The organism is Kitasatospora sp. NPDC057500, from assembly GCF_042802195.1.
In the GTDB taxonomy this organism is placed as follows: Bacteria; Actinomycetota; Actinomycetes; order Streptomycetales; family Streptomycetaceae; genus Kitasatospora.
Genome location: NZ_JBHVER010000159.1, coordinates 1 through 18,917 on the forward strand (window position 1 = coordinate 1; position 18,917 = coordinate 18,917).

General features: G+C 74.8%; 17 protein-coding genes and 1 tRNA gene. 11 read left to right on the forward strand and 7 right to left on the reverse strand.

Annotated features, from left to right (window positions below):
* Nucleotides 1–32 precede the first annotated feature (32 nt).
* Both ACFU74_RS27400 and ACFU74_RS27405 read right to left on the reverse strand, forming a co-directional pair.
* Nucleotides 33–1,535 (reverse strand): Cys-Gln thioester bond-forming surface protein, encoded by a 1,503-nt coding sequence (locus ACFU74_RS27400; RefSeq protein ID WP_380761382.1) that lies wholly within the window; start codon nt 1,533–1,535, stop codon nt 33–35.
* 361 nt (nt 1,536–1,896) lie between these two features.
* A complete protein-coding gene (locus ACFU74_RS27405; protein WP_380761384.1) occupies nt 1,897–2,490 on the reverse strand; it encodes a single-stranded DNA-binding protein in 594 nt (197 codons plus the stop codon).
* A 644-nt stretch (nt 2,491–3,134) separates the two neighbouring features.
* Here ACFU74_RS27405 and ACFU74_RS27410 point away from each other — a divergent pair.
* Nucleotides 3,135–3,210 (forward strand) — tRNA-Arg (locus tag ACFU74_RS27410).
* A 149-nt stretch (nt 3,211–3,359) separates the two neighbouring features.
* On the opposite strand, the gene ACFU74_RS27415 is transcribed toward ACFU74_RS27410, so the two are convergent.
* Nucleotides 3,360–4,046, reverse strand: coding sequence for a TetR/AcrR family transcriptional regulator (locus ACFU74_RS27415; RefSeq protein WP_380761386.1), 687 nt, complete (start codon nt 4,044–4,046; stop codon nt 3,360–3,362).
* Nucleotides 4,047–4,130: 84 nt separating this feature from the next.
* On the opposite strand from ACFU74_RS27415, the gene ACFU74_RS27420 reads away from it, so the two are divergent.
* The 3 genes from ACFU74_RS27420 (at nt 4,131) to ACFU74_RS27430 (ending at nt 6,289) form a co-directional block, all read left to right on the forward strand.
* Nucleotides 4,131–4,691 (forward strand): GNAT family N-acetyltransferase, encoded by a 561-nt coding sequence (locus ACFU74_RS27420; RefSeq protein WP_380761388.1) that lies wholly within the window; start codon nt 4,131–4,133, stop codon nt 4,689–4,691.
* 103 nt (nt 4,692–4,794) lie between these two features.
* Nucleotides 4,795–5,607 carry an enoyl-CoA hydratase/isomerase family protein gene (locus ACFU74_RS27425; RefSeq protein ID WP_380761414.1) on the forward strand — a complete coding sequence of 271 codons (813 nt, stop codon included), beginning with the start codon at nt 4,795–4,797 and terminating at the stop codon, nt 5,605–5,607.
* A gap of 94 nt (nt 5,608–5,701) precedes the next feature.
* Nucleotides 5,702–6,289 carry a hypothetical protein gene (locus tag ACFU74_RS27430; RefSeq protein ID WP_380761390.1) on the forward strand — a complete coding sequence of 196 codons (588 nt, stop codon included), beginning with the start codon at nt 5,702–5,704 and terminating at the stop codon, nt 6,287–6,289.
* A 12-nt stretch (nt 6,290–6,301) separates the two neighbouring features.
* On the opposite strand, the gene ACFU74_RS27435 is transcribed toward ACFU74_RS27430, so the two are convergent.
* A complete protein-coding gene (locus ACFU74_RS27435; protein ID WP_380761392.1) occupies nt 6,302–7,519 on the reverse strand; it encodes an acyl-CoA dehydrogenase family protein in 1,218 nt (405 codons plus the stop codon).
* Nucleotides 7,520–7,660: 141 nt separating this feature from the next.
* Here ACFU74_RS27435 and ACFU74_RS27440 point away from each other — a divergent pair, with 141 nt between their 5' ends.
* Together ACFU74_RS27440 and ACFU74_RS27445 are read left to right on the forward strand one after the other, a co-directional pair.
* On the forward strand, nt 7,661–8,287 hold the full coding sequence (locus ACFU74_RS27440) for a TetR family transcriptional regulator (RefSeq protein ID WP_380761394.1): 627 nt from the start codon (nt 7,661–7,663) through the stop codon (nt 8,285–8,287).
* 135 nt (nt 8,288–8,422) lie between these two features.
* Complete coding sequence (locus ACFU74_RS27445) at nt 8,423–9,877, forward strand: cellulase family glycosylhydrolase (RefSeq protein WP_380761396.1); 1,455 nt, start codon at nt 8,423–8,425, stop codon at nt 9,875–9,877.
* 68 nt (nt 9,878–9,945) lie between these two features.
* Here ACFU74_RS27445 and ACFU74_RS27450 read toward each other — a convergent pair whose 3' ends face one another.
* Nucleotides 9,946–11,970, reverse strand: a complete 2,025-nt coding sequence (locus ACFU74_RS27450; protein WP_380761398.1) for a M3 family metallopeptidase — start codon at nt 11,968–11,970, stop codon at nt 9,946–9,948.
* Between the two features lie 238 nt (nt 11,971–12,208).
* Between ACFU74_RS27450 and ACFU74_RS27455 the strand changes: the two genes are divergently transcribed.
* Nucleotides 12,209–13,924 (forward strand): bifunctional 3'-5' exonuclease/DNA polymerase, encoded by a 1,716-nt coding sequence (locus tag ACFU74_RS27455; protein ID WP_380761400.1) that lies wholly within the window; start codon nt 12,209–12,211, stop codon nt 13,922–13,924.
* A gap of 4 nt (nt 13,925–13,928) precedes the next feature.
* Here ACFU74_RS27455 and dhaM read toward each other — a convergent pair whose 3' ends face one another.
* Nucleotides 13,929–14,321, reverse strand: coding sequence for a dihydroxyacetone kinase phosphoryl donor subunit DhaM (dhaM, locus tag ACFU74_RS27460; protein ID WP_380761402.1), 393 nt, complete (start codon nt 14,319–14,321; stop codon nt 13,929–13,931).
* Nucleotides 14,322–14,447: 126 nt separating this feature from the next.
* On the opposite strand from dhaM, the gene dhaK reads away from it, so the two are divergent.
* Nucleotides 14,448–15,443 (forward strand): dihydroxyacetone kinase subunit DhaK, encoded by a 996-nt coding sequence (gene dhaK / locus ACFU74_RS27465; protein ID WP_380761404.1) that lies wholly within the window; start codon nt 14,448–14,450, stop codon nt 15,441–15,443.
* Nucleotides 15,444–15,466: 23 nt separating this feature from the next.
* Entirely contained in the window at nt 15,467–16,114 is a 648-nt protein-coding gene (dhaL, locus tag ACFU74_RS27470; RefSeq protein ID WP_380761406.1) for a dihydroxyacetone kinase subunit DhaL, read from the forward strand.
* A 28-nt stretch (nt 16,115–16,142) separates the two neighbouring features.
* On the opposite strand, the gene ACFU74_RS27475 is transcribed toward dhaL, so the two are convergent.
* Nucleotides 16,143–17,327 (reverse strand): PP2C family protein-serine/threonine phosphatase, encoded by a 1,185-nt coding sequence (locus ACFU74_RS27475; RefSeq protein ID WP_380761408.1) that lies wholly within the window; start codon nt 17,325–17,327, stop codon nt 16,143–16,145.
* Nucleotides 17,328–17,647: 320 nt separating this feature from the next.
* Between ACFU74_RS27475 and ACFU74_RS27480 the strand changes: the two genes are divergently transcribed.
* Entirely contained in the window at nt 17,648–17,866 is a 219-nt protein-coding gene (locus ACFU74_RS27480; RefSeq protein ID WP_380761410.1) for a heavy-metal-associated domain-containing protein, read from the forward strand.
* 74 nt (nt 17,867–17,940) lie between these two features.
* The coding region (locus ACFU74_RS27485) for a heavy metal translocating P-type ATPase (RefSeq protein WP_380761412.1) at nt 17,941–18,917 on the forward strand (977 nt) is incomplete at its 3' end.

Genomic DNA, 18,917 nt, shown 5'->3' on the forward strand with positions numbered 1-18,917 from the left:
ACGCCCTACCGGGCGGTGCTCCGGGTGCTGCCTCAGGCGGCGTCGCCACCGCGGCGGCGGCGCAGCAGGAAGACCGCGGCTCCGCCGGCCACGACCAGCCCGCCGGCGACGGCGGCGATGACCGGGGTGGCGTCACTGCCACCGGTCTGGGCCAGGCCGCCGGTGGTGCCGGGGGCCGTGCTCGGCGGCACCGGCTGCGGGGTGGCGGTGGCGGTCGCACTGGCGGTGGGGGTGGCCGACGGGGTGGCGCTCGGGGTGGCCGGCTTCGTCGTGGTGGGGGCCGGGGCCGGGGTGGTCGGCGCCGGAGTGGTCGGCTTGGCGGTGGTCGGGGTGGCCGAGGGGCTCGGCGTGACCACGCTGGCGGTCTTGCAGTCCAGGATGCCCTTGAAGTTCTTGGAGAAGCCGTTCGGGCCGGTCACCGTGATGTCGTAGGCGGCGTCCTCGGCGACCGGGACGAGCACGGTCTCGATCTTGTTCGGCTGGACGGTGAGGTCCTTGCCCGGCTTCACCGAGACGGTGGCGGCCTCGTCGCCGCCGTTGGCGACGGAGACCTTGACGCCGTTGGCGACGCACTCGACGACCGCGGTGCTGTCGACCAGCGGGCCCTTGCCGGCCTGCCAGGCGGCCTTGACGGAGTCCTTGACGCCGAGCTTGGTCGAGCCGGCGAGGATCATGGTCTGGCTGTGCTTGGCCGGGGTGTAGCCCTTGCTGAGGAAGACGCGGCCGCTGGGCACGACGGTCTCGGCGGAGGCGTTGACGGTGGCCGCGCCGTCCGGGGTGCCCGCGGGCACGTCCAGGAACAGCTGGGTGTCCTTGGCGATCGGGCCGGCCAGGGTGGTGACGTCCTTGCCGTCCTTGTCGACCAGCTTGACCTTGTCGGCGGAGTCGCCGGCGACGGCGAGCTTCACCTCGTTGGCGCTGGAGTTGACGGTGAACGGGCCGAGCTTGTTGCCCGGCTTGCCGGACACCGAGTCCGGGGCGAGGCTCAGCGAGGGCTTGGGCTCGGCGGCGATGCCCTTGTTCTTCTCGCTGACCAGGTAGTCGCGCAGCTGCTTGGCCTCGGCGTCGACCGGGGTGGCGTTCTTGCCGTCGGAGAACTTCCAGATCGCGGCCTGGGTGCCGGCCGCGGCGTCCTCCTTGGTCAGCTCTCCCTTGACGCCGGCGTCGGCGGCCAGCTTCTTGAGGTCGGCGACCTGCGGGTAGGAGTTCTCCAGGATCCAGCGGATCTTGGAGGCGTCCTCGGCCTTCTCCGGGCGGCCGAGCGAGCTCGACTTCCAGTCGGACTCCTGGTACTCGACACCGCTCTTGATGTCGACCGGGTGGTCGATGTCGATGCAGTACGTCTTGATCTCGCCGTCGGGCGTGCTGAGGGTGAAGAGGCCTCCCTGGATGGAGTGGCCGCCCTCGATGGCGATCTCCTCGCTCATCAAGGTCGGTTGGATCACTGCCGTGACGGCCCCGCCGGGGGCATCGGCCGCGGTCGCCGCACCGGCCGCGAACAGGCCCCCGGCCAGCACAACGCTGGTCGCGAGCATGACAGTAGTGATGCGGGGAAGCGTCCGCCCCTGCCTCTGCAACATCTTGGGATCCCTCCGGGCCGGGCCATGCCGATGGGCAGCCCGCCTTGCTTGCCGCGCCCCCTGTGGCGCTGCTTCATGATGTGAACCAGACGCATCCTATGAAGCGTCAGAGGCCCGGAAACCCTCATGCGAAATCAGGACGATTCCGTATCCGTATCGTTATCAACCCCCTCGGTGTCTCCACAAGCTGACGGACAGCCAGAATTACGGGATCATTCCGCTAACCGGAACGGGATTGCACGTGCGGGTCGCAACACCCTTCTCGATTCGCATATTTGTCGACAGTGATACCGCCCGGCAGACATCCCGCCGGCGGCTAGGCGTCACCCCCGCTCTCCCCCTCCGCCGCCACCCCGACGCCCGCCGCGGCCGGCCGCCGGCCACGCAGGGCGTCCACGATCCACCCGGGCACTGCCTCGCCGAACGCCGCTCCGGCCGCCTCGGCCGCCTCGTCCGGCCCCGTCGCCGCACCGGCCGCCCACCCGGGCGCGACTCCCCCTGCCCCACCCGGCGATCCGCCCGGAGATCCGCCGCCGGATCCGCTCCGAACACCCGGTGCCCAGCTGAACCTCGCCGTGCCACGGCTCAGATCGTGTCCGACCGACCGGGCGTCGATCTCGACCCGGCTCCGCTTCACCTCCCCCTCCGTCCACTCCCGCACCCGCAGTCGCCCGCTCACCACCACCGGGTCGCCCTTCGACAGCGAGTCGATCAGGTGCCCCGCCAGCGACCGCCAGGCCGTCACCGTCATCCACTGCGTCTCGCCGTCGACCCAGCCGTCCCGCGCCCGGTCGTAGCGCCGCTCGGTCGACGCCAGCCGGAAGTTCGCCACCGGCACCCCGCCGGGGGTCTGGGCGTACGTCACCTCGGTGGCGACATTCCCGATCACCGTCACCTGGGTCTCGTTCACAGCACGCTCCGCTCTCTCGGTTGCACCGTACGGAATCGACCGGTGTGCGTTGAGAGTGCGCTTCCCGGGAAATACCGGCCAGGAAGATCCGAAATCCTGTGGACAACTCGGACCTGTGGAAAAATCTTGTCGCCCGCAGGGGTGAATTTCGGCCTTCGTGCGACCATCACACCCACCCTCTACGGGGCCATGACAAGAATCCCGGGACCACCCCGCCGCCCCGGGACACCCCCAGGGGTGGCCCCGTCGGCCGTCCGCGCACGTCATCCGACCGAACGAACCCGAATACGGCCCCCCACCCGCGTCGTTGCCGGCCTCGGCCGCGGTGCTTTCTCCGTGCCGAATCCATAACGGGTGGGCAGACAGCCCCGTAACGAGTGCACAACGTCCGGCGCGGAACACCTCCAGACCGCTGCACTCACGGTCTTCACCTGCGATTATCGGACCGCTCCACCGAGGCCGACACACCAACGGCGGTGTCGTAACACCCGGCCGAGGAACGGGACACCCTTATCCTGTCCCCGACAGGGCAAGGACCCCGCCAACCCCCACACCCACCCCAGGTACGGGAGCGGACAGCGGGCGCCACGCGCCCACCGCCCGATCCCGGCAACGGTCGCGCCCGTCCGGGCGCCGCCCGTCCCGCCCCCATAGCTCAGCGGATAGAGCACCCGCCTTCTAAGCGGTAGGTCGCAGGTTCGAATCCTGCTGGGGGCGCCACGCAGGACCGCACCACGGCCGGTGCCGCGCACTTCGCGCATTTCCGCCTCCGGCACCGAGCGCGCATAACCCGTGACCATCCGTGTCGTGCCGGCCCCGAAAAGACCCGTCCCGGGAATTCCGGCACCGGAAACACCCCGGTCCGCGCCCTATGCCGACGAACCGCCGGCGTCCGGGCCGACGCCCCCGTCGGCATCCCCGCCCCCGCTCCGGCCGGGGGCGTCCCCGCCGGCCACCAGCCGTGCCAGGTAGTCGTCCAGCAGTTCCGTCTGCCGCCGCGCCGGGAACTCCGCCGGGGCGAACAGCGCCTGCACCACCAGCCCCAGCACGAAGGCCTGCGCCGCCGCCGCGACCTCGGCGGCCGGCGGGCCGTCCGGCAGTTCGCCGAGCCGCCGCGCGGCCCCGACGCACTCCGCCAGCAGCCCGCGCGCCCGCGCGTACCGGGCCGCGTGCGCCGCCGCCAGCTCCGGATCGGCCAGCGCGACGTCCCAGGAGCCCACCCAGATCCGGTTGCCCGCCCGGCCCGGCCCGTCCAGCGGCAGCACGTCCAGCAGCGCGGCCCGCAGCCGCGCCAGCCCCTCGGGCGGCGGCTGCCCCTCGGCCGGCGCGAGCCGCCGCGGCCGGGCCTGCGAGCGCCGGTCCAGCACCTCCAGCGCGTGCGCCACCAGCGCCTTCTTACCGGGGAAGTAGTGCGTCAGCAGCCCGGTGGTGGCGCCCATCTCGGCGGCCACCGCACGCAGCGTGAGCCCCTCGAAACCACGGGTGGACAGCACCCGCCAGACCGCCTCGGAAACCTCGGTCCGGCGGGCTTCATGATCTCCACGGGCCGGTGTCATGGGGTTATCTTACGTACCAAACGTTTGTTACGGATGCACCCGGACCGCCGCCCGCACCCGCCCCTCGCCGCGAAAGGCCCGCCCATGTTCGCCGTCCCCCTCGCCGAGAACGCCGAGCTCCGCCCCCTGGAGCCCTGGCACGCACCCGAGTACCTGGAGCACATCGAGCGCGGCCGCGCCCACATCGACGCCTGGATCGGCTGGGCCTCCCTCGCCACCGACCTCGACTCGGCCCGCACCGTCCTGCAGCGCTACGCGGACCGCCAGGCCGCCGACACCGCCCGCCTCTACGGCATCTGGCTGGACGGCACGCTGGTCGGCGGCGTGATGTTCGTGCAGTTCGACGCCAAGGGCGGCAACTGCGAGATCGGGGTCTGGACGGAGCCCGCCGGCCAGGGCCGCGGCCTGATCACCACCGCCGTCCGGCACCTGATCGACTACGCCTTCACGATCCGGGGCATGCACCGGATCGAGTGGCACAACCGGCCGGAGAACGTCCGCAGCCGCGCGATCGCCCAGCGCCTCGGCTTCACCCTGGAGGGCGTCCTGCGGGAGAGCTACCTGCACGGCGGCGTCCACCACGACGGCGAGGTCTGGTCGCTGCTCACCCACGAGTGGAAGCCGCAAGGCTCCCCCGCCTCCTGACGGCTCGCCGGCGGTGCCGGCGGACGACGTCACCGGCACCGCCGCGCCCCGGTGGAACGGCCCCTGAGAGAGTGTCCGCACCCACACCCTCCCGGAGGTGCCCATGGCCACCCGGCCGCTGCTGACGAGCGAGCGCTCCCCGCTGCCCACCGAGACCGAAGGACTCAACGCCCACCTCGGCGAGGACGGCGTCGCGGTGCTGGAGTTCGACCGCCCGCACCGGCGCAACGCCGTGACCCTGGCGATCTGGCAGGCGCTGCCCGGCGTGCTGGAGCGGCTCGCCGGGGAACCGGGGGTGCGCGTCCTGCTGGTCACCGGCGCGGGCGGGACCTTCAGCGCCGGCGCGGACATCGACGAACTCGCCGACGTCTACGGCGATCCGGACCGCGCCGACGCCTACCACGCGGTCAACGTCGCCGCCGAGGAGGCGCTGGCGGCCTTCCCGCACCCGACGGTCGCCGTGGTGCACGGCGCCTGCGTCGGCGGCGGCTGCCAGCTGGCGCTCGCCTGCGACCTGCGCTTCGTCGCCGAGGACGCCCGGCTCGGCATCACGCCGGCCAAGCTGGGTGTGGTCTACCCGGCGGTGCCGACGCTGCGGCTGACCCGGCTGGTCGGCCCGGCCCGCGCCAAGTACCTGCTGTTCTCCGGCGAACTGCTGCCCGGGCCGCGCGCGGCCGACCTCGGCCTCGCCGAACGCGTCCTGCCGGCCACCGAACTGGACGCGGCGGCCCTGGAGTTCGCCCGGTTGCTGACCACCCGCTCACCGCAGACCATCGGTGCCGTCAAGGCCGCCCTGGCCGTCCCACCGGAGCAGGCCGCCGCCGCCCTCGCGCCCTGGGAGCGCCGCTCCCGCGAGGCGCCCGACGTCCGCGAGGGCCTCTCCGCCTTCCTGGAGCGCCGCCCGCCCCGGTTCTGAACCCTCCGGCCGGGGACGGCCGACCGGATGCCGGTCGATACGATCATGCGATCGAATACGACCCATCCGCCGCCGTCCCCTGGAGCGCCGCACGATGACCGCCCCCACGCCCGCGACGCCCTGGGCGCGCCGGATCACCGACGGCCTGGAGCCGAAGAACGTCATCATCGCGATGCTGCTCCTGCTCGGCGGGGCCCGCTACGGCCTGCGGGGCCTCGCCTGGGCGGCGTTCGCCGCCCTCTTCACCGCCGTGATCCCGACCCTGCTCATCGGCTTCGGGATGCGTCGGGGCACCGTGGACGACCGGCACGTCGGCAACCGCCGTCGGCGTCTGACGCTCTTCCCGCTCATCATGGTCTCGGTCGCGATCGGCCTCGCCGGGATGCTCCTGGCGCACGCGCCGCGCGACCTCACCGCCGTGGTGCTGGCGATGTTCGCCTCGCTGGTGCCGATCCTGGTGATCACCGCCTGGTGGAAGGTCTCCGTGCACACCGCCGTGGCGAGCGGCGCGGTGGTCTGCCTGGCCGTCGCGCTCGGGCCGTGGTGGCTGCTGCTCTACCCCCTGGTCGCGGTGATCGGCTGGTCCCGGGTGGTGCTGCGGGACCACACCGCCGCGCAGACGGTCGTCGGCACGGTGGTGGGCGCCCTCTCGGCCGGGCTCACCTTCTGGGCCGCCCGCTGACCCCCGCCCCGCTCAGCGGATCGGCAGCCCGGAGACGGCCCGGGCGATGACCAGCCGCTGGATCTCGCTGGTGCCCTCGAAGACCGTGTAGATCGCGCTGTCCCGGTGCATCCGCTCGACGGGGTACTCCCGGGTGAAGCCGTTGCCGCCGAGGATCTGCATCGCCTGCGCGGTGACCCACTTGGCGGTCTCGCCCGCGTAGAGCTTGGACATCGAGCCCTCCGCCGAGGTGAACGGCTGCTTGGCGGCGGCCATCCAGGAGGCCCGCCAGACCAGCAGCCGGGCCGCGTCGATCCGGGTCCTCATGTCGGCCAACTGGAAGGCCACGCCCTGGTTGTCGATGATCGGGCGGCCGAACTGCACCCGGGTCCTCGCGTAGTCGAGCGCCACCTCGTACGCGGCCCGGGCGATCCCGATCGCCTGCGCGCCGACGGCCGGCCGGGAGGCCTCGAAGGTGGCCATCGCCGCGTTCCGCCCGCCCTTGCGGACGCCCTCGCGGGCCCGCGCCAGGCGCTCGTCCAGCTTCTCCTTGCCGCCGAGCAGGCAGTGGCCGGGCACCCGGACGGAGTCCAGCACCACCTCGGCGGTGTGCGAGGCGCGGATGCCGTGCTTCTTGAACTTCTGCCCCTGGCTGAGGCCGGGCGTGCCCGGCGGCACCACGAAGGACGCCTGCCCGCGCGCGCCGAGCGCCGGGTCGACGGTGGCGACGACCACGTGGACGGCGGCGATCCCCCCGTTGGTGGCCCAGGTCTTGGTGCCGTTCAGCACCCACTCGTCGGCGGCCTCGTCGTACGCGGCCCGGGTGCGCAGCGCGGAGACGTCGGAGCCGGCGTCCGGCTCGGAGGAGCAGAACGCGGCCACCTTGACGTCGTCCGGGGTGCCGAACATCTGCGGCGCCCAGGTGCCGATCTGCTCGTCGGTGCCGTTGGCGAGCACCGCGACGGCGGCGAGGGTGGTGCCGACGATGGACAGGCCGATGCCCGCGTCGCCCCAGAACAGCTCCTCCATGGCGATCGGGATGCCCACGCCGGAGGGGTCGAAGTACTGCTGGGCGTAGAAGTCGAGCGAGTAGATCCCGAGCCGGGCGGCCTCCTGGATGATCGGCCAGGGGGTCTCCTCGCGCTCGTCCCACTCGGCGGCGGCGGGCCGGATCACGTCGGCGGCGAAGCCGTGCAGCCAGTCGCGGACGGCGATCTGGTCCGGACCCGGGTCCAGGGAGAAGGTGTTCATGGGTGGGGCCTCCGAAGAAGGGCGCGGCCGGGGAAGGGGGCGGCCGACCGGGGTGTTACCACCGGTAACATCGTCGGGAGTCTGCTACTGCTTGGTAACCGGTGTCAACGCCCGCACACACACGAAACGAGGGAACCGCGCATGGACCCAGAGCCCCGCCGGGAACAGCTGCTCAACGCCGCCGACCGGGTCGTCCAGCGCGAGGGGCCCGGCGCCAGCATGAACGCGATCGCCGCCGAGGCCGGCATCACCAAGCCGATCCTCTACCGGCACTTCGGCGACCGGAACGGCCTGGTCCGGGCCCTGACCGAGCGCCACACCGGCGGGCTGCTGACCGCCGTCCGGGCCGCGCTCGCCGAACCGCTGGAACGCCGCGACCGGGTCGAGCACGTACTGGACACCTACCTCGCCGGGATCGAGGCCCGCCCCCAGGTCTACCGGCTGCTCACCCACCCCGAGCCGGGCGACCCGAGCGGCGCCGGCAAGGCGCTCGCCCCGGCGCTCCAGCAGATCGCCGAGGAGATCACCCGGGCCATCGCCGACCAGGTCGACCTCGGTGCCGACCGCGAGCTGATCGCCGAGGCCTGGGGCCGGGCGATCACCGGGATGGTGCTGGCGGCCGGGGACTGGTGGCTGGAGTCCCGCCCCTGCTCGCGCACCCGGATGGTCCAGGCGCTCGCCGACCTGCTCTGGGGCCGGCTGGCCGCCGCCGCCGACCTGCCGACCGCCGCCCTGCCCGCCGGCCCGGCGCCGGAGCCCGCCGACTGACCGCCCGGCGGGCCGCGGGCGCGGGTCGGCAGCCGCCCGGCGGGCCGCGAACGGCCGCCCCGCACCGGCGTCTTGTGGCGGACGCGCCCGCCCCGGCATCATCGGGCCCCACCCTCGCCCGCCCCGGAGGTCCCGATGCGCCCGCGCCGCACCGCCGCCACCCTCCTGCTCGCCGCCGCCCTCGCCCTGCCCGCCGCCCCGGCCGGGGCCCGGCCCGCCTCCCCCGCACCGGTGTTCCCCACCGGCACCGCCACCGCCCCGGACGGCCGCACCGACCTCACCGACGCCACCGGCCGCCGGCTCCAGCTGCGCGGCTTCAACCTCGACAAGTACGCCGAGGCCACCGAACGGGACATCAGGTCCATCGCCGCCCAGGGCTTCACCCTGATCCGCCTGCCCGTCTCCTGGACCAGGCTGGAACCCGCCCGCGGCCGCCTCGACCCCGCCGAACTGCGCCGCCTGCACCGGCTCCTCGGCTGGGCCGACCGCTACGGCGTGCTGGTCCTGGTCGACTTCCACCAGGACGTCTACGGCCCGCGGTTCCTCGGCGGCGACAACGGCATCCCGCCCTGGGCCACCCGGGACGACGGACTGCCCTTCGAGGCGGACCCCGACGACTGGTTCGCCGGCTACTTCCAGCCCGCCGTCCAGGCCGCCTTCCGGCACCTCTACGACGACCCCGACCTGCGCGCCTGGCAGGCCGACTTCTGCACCCGGCTGGCCCGCGAACTGCGCGGCCACCGGTCGCTGCTGGGCTACGACCTGTTCAACGAGCCGTTCGGCCCGGTGGACGGCGACCCGGCCGACCCGCAGGTGCTGGCCCGCGCCGCCGCCGAACTGGAGCAGGGCCGGCTCGCCGCCATGTACCGCCGGCTGATCGCCGCCGTCCGCCGAGTGGACTCCCGCGCCTGGCTGTTCGTCGAACCGACGGTCCTGGTCGGCCAGGGCGTCCCCACCCGGCTGCCCGGCTTCACCGACCCCCGCCCGGGCCCGCCCCGGCTCGGCTACGCGCCGCACTTCTACGACACCGCCGTGGAGTCCGGCGCCGACTGGGACCCGTCCGGCGGCTTCGTGGAGAACTACACCGCCGCCGTCACCGGCTACCCCGCCGCCCACCGGCTGCCGGTGCTGGTCGGCGAGTGGGGCCCGCCCGACTCCCGCAGGCCCGGCAACTCCCTGCTGGTGCGCCGCCAGGTCGACGCGATGGACGGCTTCGCGGCCGGCTGGGCGATGTGGTACTGGTGCCGGGGCAACGGCGGCTACTGCGTGCTCGACCCCGCCGGGCGGCCCGCCCCGGGCGACGGGCCGGCCTTCGGACCGTTCCCGGTCGCGGTCGCCGGCACCACCGCCCGCACCACCGCGGAGGGCGCCCGGCACACCGTCCGCTGGCAGGCCGACGGCACCGGCCGGGCCACCGAACTCGCCCTGCCGGCCGCCGCGTTCCCCACCGGGGTGCGGATCGCCGTCCGCCCGGACGGCGCCCTCGCCGACCTCGACCAGCCGGACGGCGAGCAGGCCGGCCGCCTGCGCGTCCGCCTCCCGCACGCCCGCCCGGGCACCCCGGTCACCGTCACCGTCGAACCGCGCTGACGCAGCGGCCCGGCGGCACCACCGGGTGCCGCCGGGTGCCGCCGGGTGCCGCCGGGCGACGCCCCCTCCTACAGCAACCCGCGACGGGCCAGCAGCGGGCCCGTCTCCGGGTCGCGCCCGACCACGGCGCGGAAGGAGTCCAGCGCGTCCCGGCTGTCGCCGCGCGCCAGCAGCTCGCGCCGGAACACCTCGCCGCTCTCCCGCACGCTGCGGCCGTTGCCCTTGAACCACTCCACCGTGTCGGCGTCCAGCACCTCCGACCAGATGTACGCGTAGTAGCCCGCGCTGTACCCGCCGGCGAAGATGTGCCCGAAGTAGGTGGTCCGGTAGCGCGGCGGGATCGCCGCCACCGCCAGCCCGGCCTTGGCCAGCGCCGCCGCCTCGAACTCCTGGGCGTCCGCGACCTCCTGGCCCTCCGGCAGGGTGTGCCAGGCCCAGTCCAGCAGCGCCGCCGCCAGGTACTCCACGGTGCGGAAGCCCTGCCCGAAGGACTCGGCGGCCGCCATCCGCTCGACCAGTTCGGCCGGCAGCGGCTCGCCGGTCTCGTGGTGCCGGGCGTAGTTGGCCAGCACCTCCGGCCACACCATCCACATCTCGTTGACCTGCGAGGGGAACTCCACGAAGTCCCGCGGCACGGCCGTGCCCGCGACGTACGGGTGGCGGACGTCCGAGAACAGCCCGTGCAGCGCGTGCCCGAACTCGTGGAACAGCGTGCGGACCTCGTCCCAGGAGAGCAGCACCGGCTCACCGGGCGCCGGCCTGGCGATGTTCAGGTTGTTGTAGACCACCGGCCGCTGCCCCAGCAGGTCGGACTGGGTGACCAGTTCGTCCATCCACGCGCCGCCGCGCTTGGACGCCCGGGCGTGGAAGTCGCCGAGGAACAGGCCCAGCGCGGAGCCGTCCGCGTCGAACACCTCGAAGACCCGGGTGTCCGGGTGGTAGCCGACCAGGTCCGGGCGCTCGGTGAAGGTCACCCCGTAGGCCAGGCCGGCGGCGAAGAACACGCCGTCCCGCAGCACCCGCTCCAGCTCGAAGTACGGGCGCAGCGCCGCCGCGTCCACCTGGTACGAGGCCTGCCGGACCTGCTCCGAGTAGTACGCCCAGTCGTGCGCGGCGATCTCCTCGACGCCGTCGGCGGCGGCGACCCTGGCCAGCTCCTCGGCCTCCCGGCGGGCGTTGGCGACGGCCGGCGGCACCAGCCGGGCGAGCAGCGCGTCCACCGCCTCGACGGTGCCGGCCGTCTCGTCGGCCACCACGTGGGCGGCATGGGTGTCGTGGCCGAGCAGCCGGGCCCGCTCGGCGCGCAGCGCGGCCATCCGGATCGCCAGCGGGCCGTTGGTGCCGGCGGCCCGGTCGAGCGAGGCGGCGAGCAGCCGCTCGCGCACCGAGCGGTCGGTGAGCGAGGCGAGTTCGGTCTGGTTGGAGAAGTTCTTCAGGCTCAGCACGTACTTGCCCGGATGTCCGAGCGCCCGGCCGTTCTCGGCGGCGGCCGCGACCGCGTCGGCCGAGAGGCCGGCCAGCTGCTCGGCGGAGTCCAGCACCAGCGCCCCGGCCTGCGAGCCGGCGGACACGTTCTGGCGGAACTCCGAGGAGGCGGCGGCCAGTTCGGTGTTGATCGCGCGCAGCCTCGCCTGCTGGTCGGCGCCCAGCCGGGCACCGGCCCGGACGAACGCGGTGTGGCGGCGCTCCAGCAGCCGCAGCGTCTGCGGGTCCAGGTCCAGTTCGGCGCGGCGGGCGTGCAGCTCGTCGATCCGGGCGAACAGCGCGGCGTCCAGGTGGATCGCGTCGCCGTGCGCGGCCAGCCGGGGGCTGATCCCGGCGTCGATCCGGTCGACCTCGGGGGTGGTGTCGGCGGCGGAGTGGTTCTCGAAGACCACCTTGACCCGGTGCAGCAGCCTGCCCGAGCGCTCCAGCGCGACCAGGGTGTTCTCGACGGTCGGCGGCTGCGGATCGGCGGTGATCGCCGCGATCTCGGCGAGCTGCTCGGTCATCCCGCGCTCGAAGGCGGGCAGGTAGTGCTCCGGCCGGATCTCGGCGAACGGCGGCAGTTCGTAGGCCAGGGTGCTGGGCCTGAAGAACGGGTTCTCGGTCATTCCGCCGACCTTACGCGCTGTCATCGGCCCTGCCCACACCCTTTGCCCCGACGCCCGGCGCACCCGTCGCGGCACGCGCCGGACCGCCGCCCGGACCCGCCGCCGGACGGCACGGCTCCGGTTGTCGTACCCTCCCGCTACCGTCGTCAGCGGCCGACCGCACGCCCCCGGACGGCCCGCCCACGCAAGAGCCGGCACGACGCCCGCACCGCAGTCCGCACGAGAGGAGGAGCCCCCCATGGCACCCCGGATCGCCCTCGCCCCCGATCCGCACGGCCCCGGCGGCCGGCTCCAGCCGCTCGACGACGCCGGCGCCCCGCTCGGCCCGCCCGAACCCGCCGCCGACCTCGCCGCCGCCGTCGCCGCCCGGGAGGCCGCCGAGCACCCCCGGTGGGTGTGGGCCGCCGCCGACTCCGGGTACGCGCCGCTGCTCCCCCGGCTCCCCGACCGGCTCGCCCGCTGTCACGACCTGCGGCTGGTCGAGGCGCTGCTGCTCGCCCACGAGGGCCGGTTCGGCGCCCCGCGCTCGCTCGGCGCCGGCTGGGCCCGGCTGCGCGGCCTGCCCGTCCCCGCCGACCTGCCCGAGCCCGGCTCCGCCGAGGCCGGCGACGGCCAGGACACCCTGTTCGCCCCCGACCGGCTCCAGCTGCCGCCCGGCACCGACCCGCTGGCCGCCGTGACCGCCGTGCACGCCGAGCAGCAGCGCCGGATCGCCGCGATCGCCGACCCGGCGGCCCGCGCCCGGTTCCGGCTGCTCGCCGCCGCCGAGTCGGCGGGCGCGCTGGCCGCCGCCGAGATGGCCCACGACGGCCTGCCCTGGAGCACCGACGTCCACGACCGGCTGCTCACCGAGCTGCTCGGCCCGCGCCCCACCGTGCCCGGCACCCGGCCGCGGCTGCTCGCCGAACTCGCCGTCGAGCTCCAGCGGGCGCTCGGCGGGCGCCCGTTCAACCCCGACTCGCACAGCCAGGTGCTGCGCGCCTTCGCCGACGCCGGCATCCCGCTCACCTCCACCCGCTCCTGGGAGCTGAAGACGATCGACCATCCGGCGGCCCGGCTGCTGGTCCGCTACAAGGAGCTGTCCCGGATCCACGTCGCCCACGGCTGGGCCTGGCAGGACGCCTGGGCGCGCGGCGGCCGGTTCCGCCCCGAGTACGTGGTCGGCGGCGTGGTCTCCGGCCGCTGGGCGAGCCGGGGCGGCGGCGCGCTGCAGATCCCGCGCATCCTGCGCCGCGCCGTGGTCGCCGACCCCGGCTGGCTGCTGGTGGTCGCCGACGCCGCCCAGCTGGAGCCCCGGGTGCTCGCCGCGCTCTCCCAGGACGCCGGACTGGCCCGCACCGCCGCCGGCGGCGACCTCTACGAGGCGCTGGCCGCCACCGCCTTCCACGGCGACCGCGACAAGGCCAAGCTGGGCCTGCTCGGCGCCATGTACGGCCAGACCAGCGGCGACATCGGCCCGCTGCTGGCCACCCTGCGGGGCCGCTACCCGGCCGCGATGGGCTACGTCGAGGCGGCCGCCCGCACCGGCGAGGACGGCGGCGTGGTCGCCTCCCGGCTGGGCCGCCCCTGCCCGCCCGCCTCCGCCGACTTCCTGGACCTCACCGAGGCACCCGAGACGGCGGGCGACGCCGGCGGCCGCTCGGCCCGCGCCCGCGGCCGCTTCACCCGCAACTTCGTCATCCAGGCCAGCGCCGCCGACTGGGCCCTGGCCCTGCTGGCCGCGCTGCGCCGCCGGCTCGCCGAGCTCCCGGTGGCCACCGCGGCCGACCGCCCGCACCTGGTCTTCTTCCAGCACGACGAGGTGATGGTGCACACCCCGGCCAACCTGGCCGACGAGGTGGCGGCGGCGGTCGACGCGGCGGCCGACGAGGCCCGCCGGCTGGTCTTCGGCGAGACGCCGGTGCGGTTCCCGCTCAGCACCGCCGTGGTGGAGTGCTACGCCGACGCCAAGTGAGCGCTCACAGCTTGCGGAAGCCGCGCGCCTCCTCGGCGGCCGCCACCACCTCGGCCAGTGCGGCCCCGGTCGACGCGGTCACCGCCGCGGCCACCGCCCCCTCCACGAACGGCGCGTCGACCAGCACCACGCCGGGGCGCGGGGCGTCCTCCAGCACGGTCACCGCGGTCAGCACCGAGCTCCCGAGGTCCGGCAGCACCGCGACGCCCGCCCCGCCGTCCGCCTCGGCCACGGCCCGGGCGATCAGCTCGTAGCTGGTCCCGAGCCCGCCCTCCTCGGTGCCGCCCGCCACCACCACCCGCACCTCGTCGGAGGCGAGCTCCACCAGCAGCTCCTTCAACCCTCCGGCCAACGCCGCGCTGTGCGAAACCAGAACGATGCCCACGTGTCCACTCATGCCCCCGACCATAGGCGGTGTGCTCCGGCCGGGTGAACGGCCTCCCGCGTGTCGGATTCCGTGCCCGGGGGCCCCATCTGGCGTAGCGTCGGGTCAGCACCGTCTGCCGAGGGGAGCGCGTACGCCGTGAAGAAGCTCATCAACGCCGCGGAGACCGTCCTGGAGGACGCGCTGGCCGGCGTGGCCGCCGCGCATCCGGAGCTGGCGGTGGACATCGCCAACCGGGTGATCACCCGGGCCGTGCGGCCGGCAGCCCCCAAGGTGGCGCTGGTCTCCGGCGGCGGTTCCGGGCACGAGCCGCTGCACGGCGGCTTCGTGGGGCCGGGCATGCTGGACGCGGCCTGCCCGGGCGAGGTGTTCACCTCCCCCGTCCCGGACCAGATGCTGGCCGCCGCCAAGGCCGTGGACACCGGCGCCGGCGTGGTGTTCGTCGTCAAGAACTACACCGGCGACGTGATGAACTTCGAGCTCGCCGCGGAGCTGGCCGCCGAGGAGGGCATCGAGGTCCGCACCGTGCTGGTCAACGACGACGTCGCGGTGGAGGACTCGACCTGGACGGCCGGGCGGCGCGGCACCGGCGCGACGGTGCCGGTGGAGAAGATCGCCGGCGCGCTGGCCGAACGCGGCGCGCCGCTCGACGAGGTGGCCGCCCTCGGCGAGCGGGTGAACTCGGCCTCCCGCTCGTTCGCGATCGCGCTGACCGCGGCGACCGTCCCGGCGGCGGGCAAACCCGGCTTCGAGCTGGCCGAGGACGAGATCGAGGTGGGCGTCGGCATCCACGGGGAGCCCGGCCGGCGCCGCGAGCGGCTGCGCCCGGCCCGCGAACTGGTCGCCGAGGTGGTGGAGACGGTCCTCACCGACCACCACCTGACCGCGGGCGACGAGGTGATCGCCCTGGTCAACGGCCTGGGCGCGACCCCGCTGATGGAGCTGTACATCGTCTTCGGCGAGGTCTCGGCCCGGCTGGCCGAGCACGGCATCACGGTGGCCCGCAGCCTGGTCGGCAACTATGTGACGAGCCTGGACATGGCCGGCTTCTCGCTCACCCTCACCAAGGCCGACGGACAGCTCCTGGAGCTGTGGGACGCCCCGGTGGACACCCCCGCCCTCAAGCGCGCCTGACCCACGGAAGAGGAGCACCCGAGATGGACGTCGACACCCGCCTCGCCGAGGCCTGGGTCCGCGCGCTGGCCGCCGCGGTGGAGAAGGAGCACGGGCGGCTCACCGATCTGGACTCCGCGATCGGCGACGGCGACCACGGCAGCAACCTGCGGCGCGGCTTCGCCGCCGTGCTGGCCGCCTTGGACGCGCCGGACGCCCCGGCCCCCGCCGGACCGGGCGCGCTGCTGACCAGGACCGGCACCACGCTGATCTCCAAGGTCGGCGGCGCCTCCGGCCCGCTCTACGGCAAGGCGTTCCGGGCGATCGGCGCCGCGCTGCCGCAGCCCGGCGAGGCACCGGCGGACGCGGCCGGGCTCGGCGAGGCGCTGGCGGCCGGGCTGCGGGCGGTGCGGGAGCTCGGCAAGGCCGAGCCGGGCGACAAGACCATCGTCGACGCCTGGACGCCCGCGCTGGACGCCTACCGGGCGGCGGTGGCCGCCGGCGCCGGCCTGCCGGAGGCCGCCTCGGCCGCGGCCGAGGGCGCCGAGCGGGGCGCCCTGGCGACGGTGCCGCTGCAGGCCCGCAAGGGCCGCGCCTCCTACCTGGGCCCCCGCAGCATCGGCCACCAGGACCCGGGCGCCACCTCCACCGCCCTGCTCTTCCGCGCCCTGGCGGACGTGGCCGGCGGCTGACCGCCCGGGCGGCGGCCCGGGGCGGCCCCTACGCCGGCCGGGCGGCGTCCGTGCGGGTGATCAGCAGCAGCAGCGCGTCGTCCCGCAGCTCGCCGCCGGTGTGCGCCAGCAGGTCGGCGTAGACCCGCCCGACCGCCGCCTCCAGCTCCGCCGCGGAGCGGGCCGCGCCCCGCACCAGCGGGCCGACCCGCTCGGCGAGCGGGTAGAACACGCCGCTGCTCCGGTGCTTGGCCTCGACCACGCCGTCGGTGCACAGCACCAGCACGTCGTCCGTCCCGAACGGCTGGTCCCAGGTGCTCGGCTCGCCGGCGGCCAGCCGGCCGAGGCCGAGCGGCACCCAGGGGTCGGGCGCGTCCAGGACGTGCGCCCGGCCCTCCGGGTCCACCCGGATCGGCGGGACGTGCCCGTACTGGAGCAGCTGGACCACGCCGGGCCGGCGGAACTCCGCGAACAGCGCGGTGGTGAACTCGCCGTCCGGCACGTGCCGCTCGACGCTGGCCTCGATCCGGGCCGCCACCCCGCGCAGCCCGGCCTCGTCGTACGCGGCCTCCCGGAAGGCGCCGAGCACCACGGCGGCCGTCTGCACCGCGCCGAGCCCCTTGCCCCGCACGTCGCCGACCGCGACCCGGGTGCCGTACGGCGTCTCCAGGACGGAGTAGAGGTCCCCGCCGATCCTCGACGCGTCGGCGGCGGAGACGTACCGCACGGCGAGGTGCAGCGGCCCGACGACCGGCCCGGGCAGCCGCAGCAGCGCGCGCTGGGCGGCCTCCGCGACGGAGCTGACCGCGGCGAAGGCGGCGGCCCGGCGCATGCGGATCCCGGCCACCCAGGCGGAGAAGACGGTGAGCACCAGGTAGCTGACCATGGCGCCCCACAGGAAGCGGACGTCGTTGAGGTTGTCGACCTCGTCGTAGTGGCTGAGGCCGAAGACCGCGAGCAGGCCGACCGAGGAGACGCCGAGCAGTTCGAGCGGCCGCAGGGTGAGGGCCGCGATGCTGGGGACGACGGTCATCAGCGGCGCGAGGTAGCGGTCCTGGCCGGAGTAGAGGTCGGCGATCCCGACCAGCACGATCGCGATCAGCGCGGGGGCCGCCCGGCGCCGGAAGGGAATGTCGAGCAGGTCGACGGCGAGCAGCGCGTCGCGCCGCCTGGCCGGTGGCTGCCCGGCGCCGGTAGGGACGGACGGCGACTGGGCACGGCGGATCGGTGACACATATCGAACATAACGGACGATCAGTACGACCACCCGCGCACCCCCGGCCCCTCCGCTCCCGCCCGCATCCTCCGGAGCCCCGCCCGGCACCGAATCCGCCCATGTCACGGCGCGGATTCCGGCGCAGCGTGTCAGGACGCCTACGCTCTGCTCTCGGAGCGCGCACCGACGGCGCCCGGGCCGCCCCGGGAGACGCCGTCCGCAATGCGATCCACACCACACGGTCCGTACCCCTACGGAATACCCCTTAGGGGTATGGTGTGGTTATCAGCCGGGCCCGGGCGTACGCTCGCGGCCGTACCGACCTTCCGGAGGCCCCGATGTCCAGCACCATCACCTACACCGTCACCGGCATGAGCTGCGGACACTGCGAGAGCTCGGTCAGCAAGGAGCTCTCCGCGCTCACCGGGGTGACCGAGGTGTCCGCCGACGCCAAGGCCGGTACGGTCACCGTCTCCGCGGCGGCCCCGCTGGACGACGAGCAGGTCCGCGCCGCCGTCGACGAGGCCGGTTACGAGCTGGTCGGCCGCGCCGCCTGAGAGCCCCCGCCGCGCGGTGGGGGCCCGGCGAACCCCCGCCCCCGCCGTGCCCTCCCCTAGGAGCTGATCAGCACATGAGCACCTCCACCCCGGGCTCCGCCTCCCCGGACACGGCGACCGCCATAGCCGGCCAGGAGGACCCGACCGCGGTCCGCGAGCACGTCGAACTGCGGATCGGCGGCATGACCTGCGCCGCCTGTGCCGCCCGGATCGAGAAGAAGCTCAACCGGATGGCCGGCGTCGAGGCCACCGTCAACTACGCCACCGAGAAGGCCAGGGTCCGGTTCGCACCGGACGTCACCGTGGCCGACCTGATCACCACCGTGGAGAACACCGGCTACACCGCCGAACTCCCCCCGCCGCCGGTGCCCGAAACCCCGGCCGAGGCCTCCGGCGCCGACGCGCCCGCCCGCCCGCCGGCCGCCGACCCGCTGCTCGACCGGCTGCTGATCAGCGCCGTGCTCAGCCTGCCGGTGGTCCTCTGGTCGATGGTCCCCAGCCTCCAGTTCACCAACTGGCAGTGGCTGGCCTTCGCCCTCACCGGGCCCGTCGTGGTCTACGGCGGCCTGCCCTTCCACCGCGCCGCCTGGACCAACCTCAAGCACGGCGCGGCGACCATGGACACCCTGGTCTCGCTCGGCACCCTGGCCGCCTTCGGCTGGTCCTTCTGGGCCCTGTTCTGGGGCGACGCCGGCATGCCCGGCATGCGGCACGAGTTCTCGTTCTCGGTCGGCGACACCGAGGCCTCCTCGATGCTCTACCTGGAGACGGCCGCCGCGGTCACCGTGCTGATCCTGCTGGGCCGCTACCTGGAGGCCCGCTCCAGGCGCCGCGCCGGGGCCGCCCTGCACGCCCTGCTGGACCTCGGCGCCAAGGACGTGGCCGTGCTCCAGGACGGCCGCGAGGTCCGGCTGCCCGTCGAGCGGCTCACCGTCGGCACGCGGTTCGTGGTCCGGCCCGGCGAGAAGATCGCCACCGACGGCGTGGTGGTCGAGGGCGCCTCCGCCGTCGACGCCTCGATGCTCACCGGCGAGTCCGTGCCCGTCGAGGT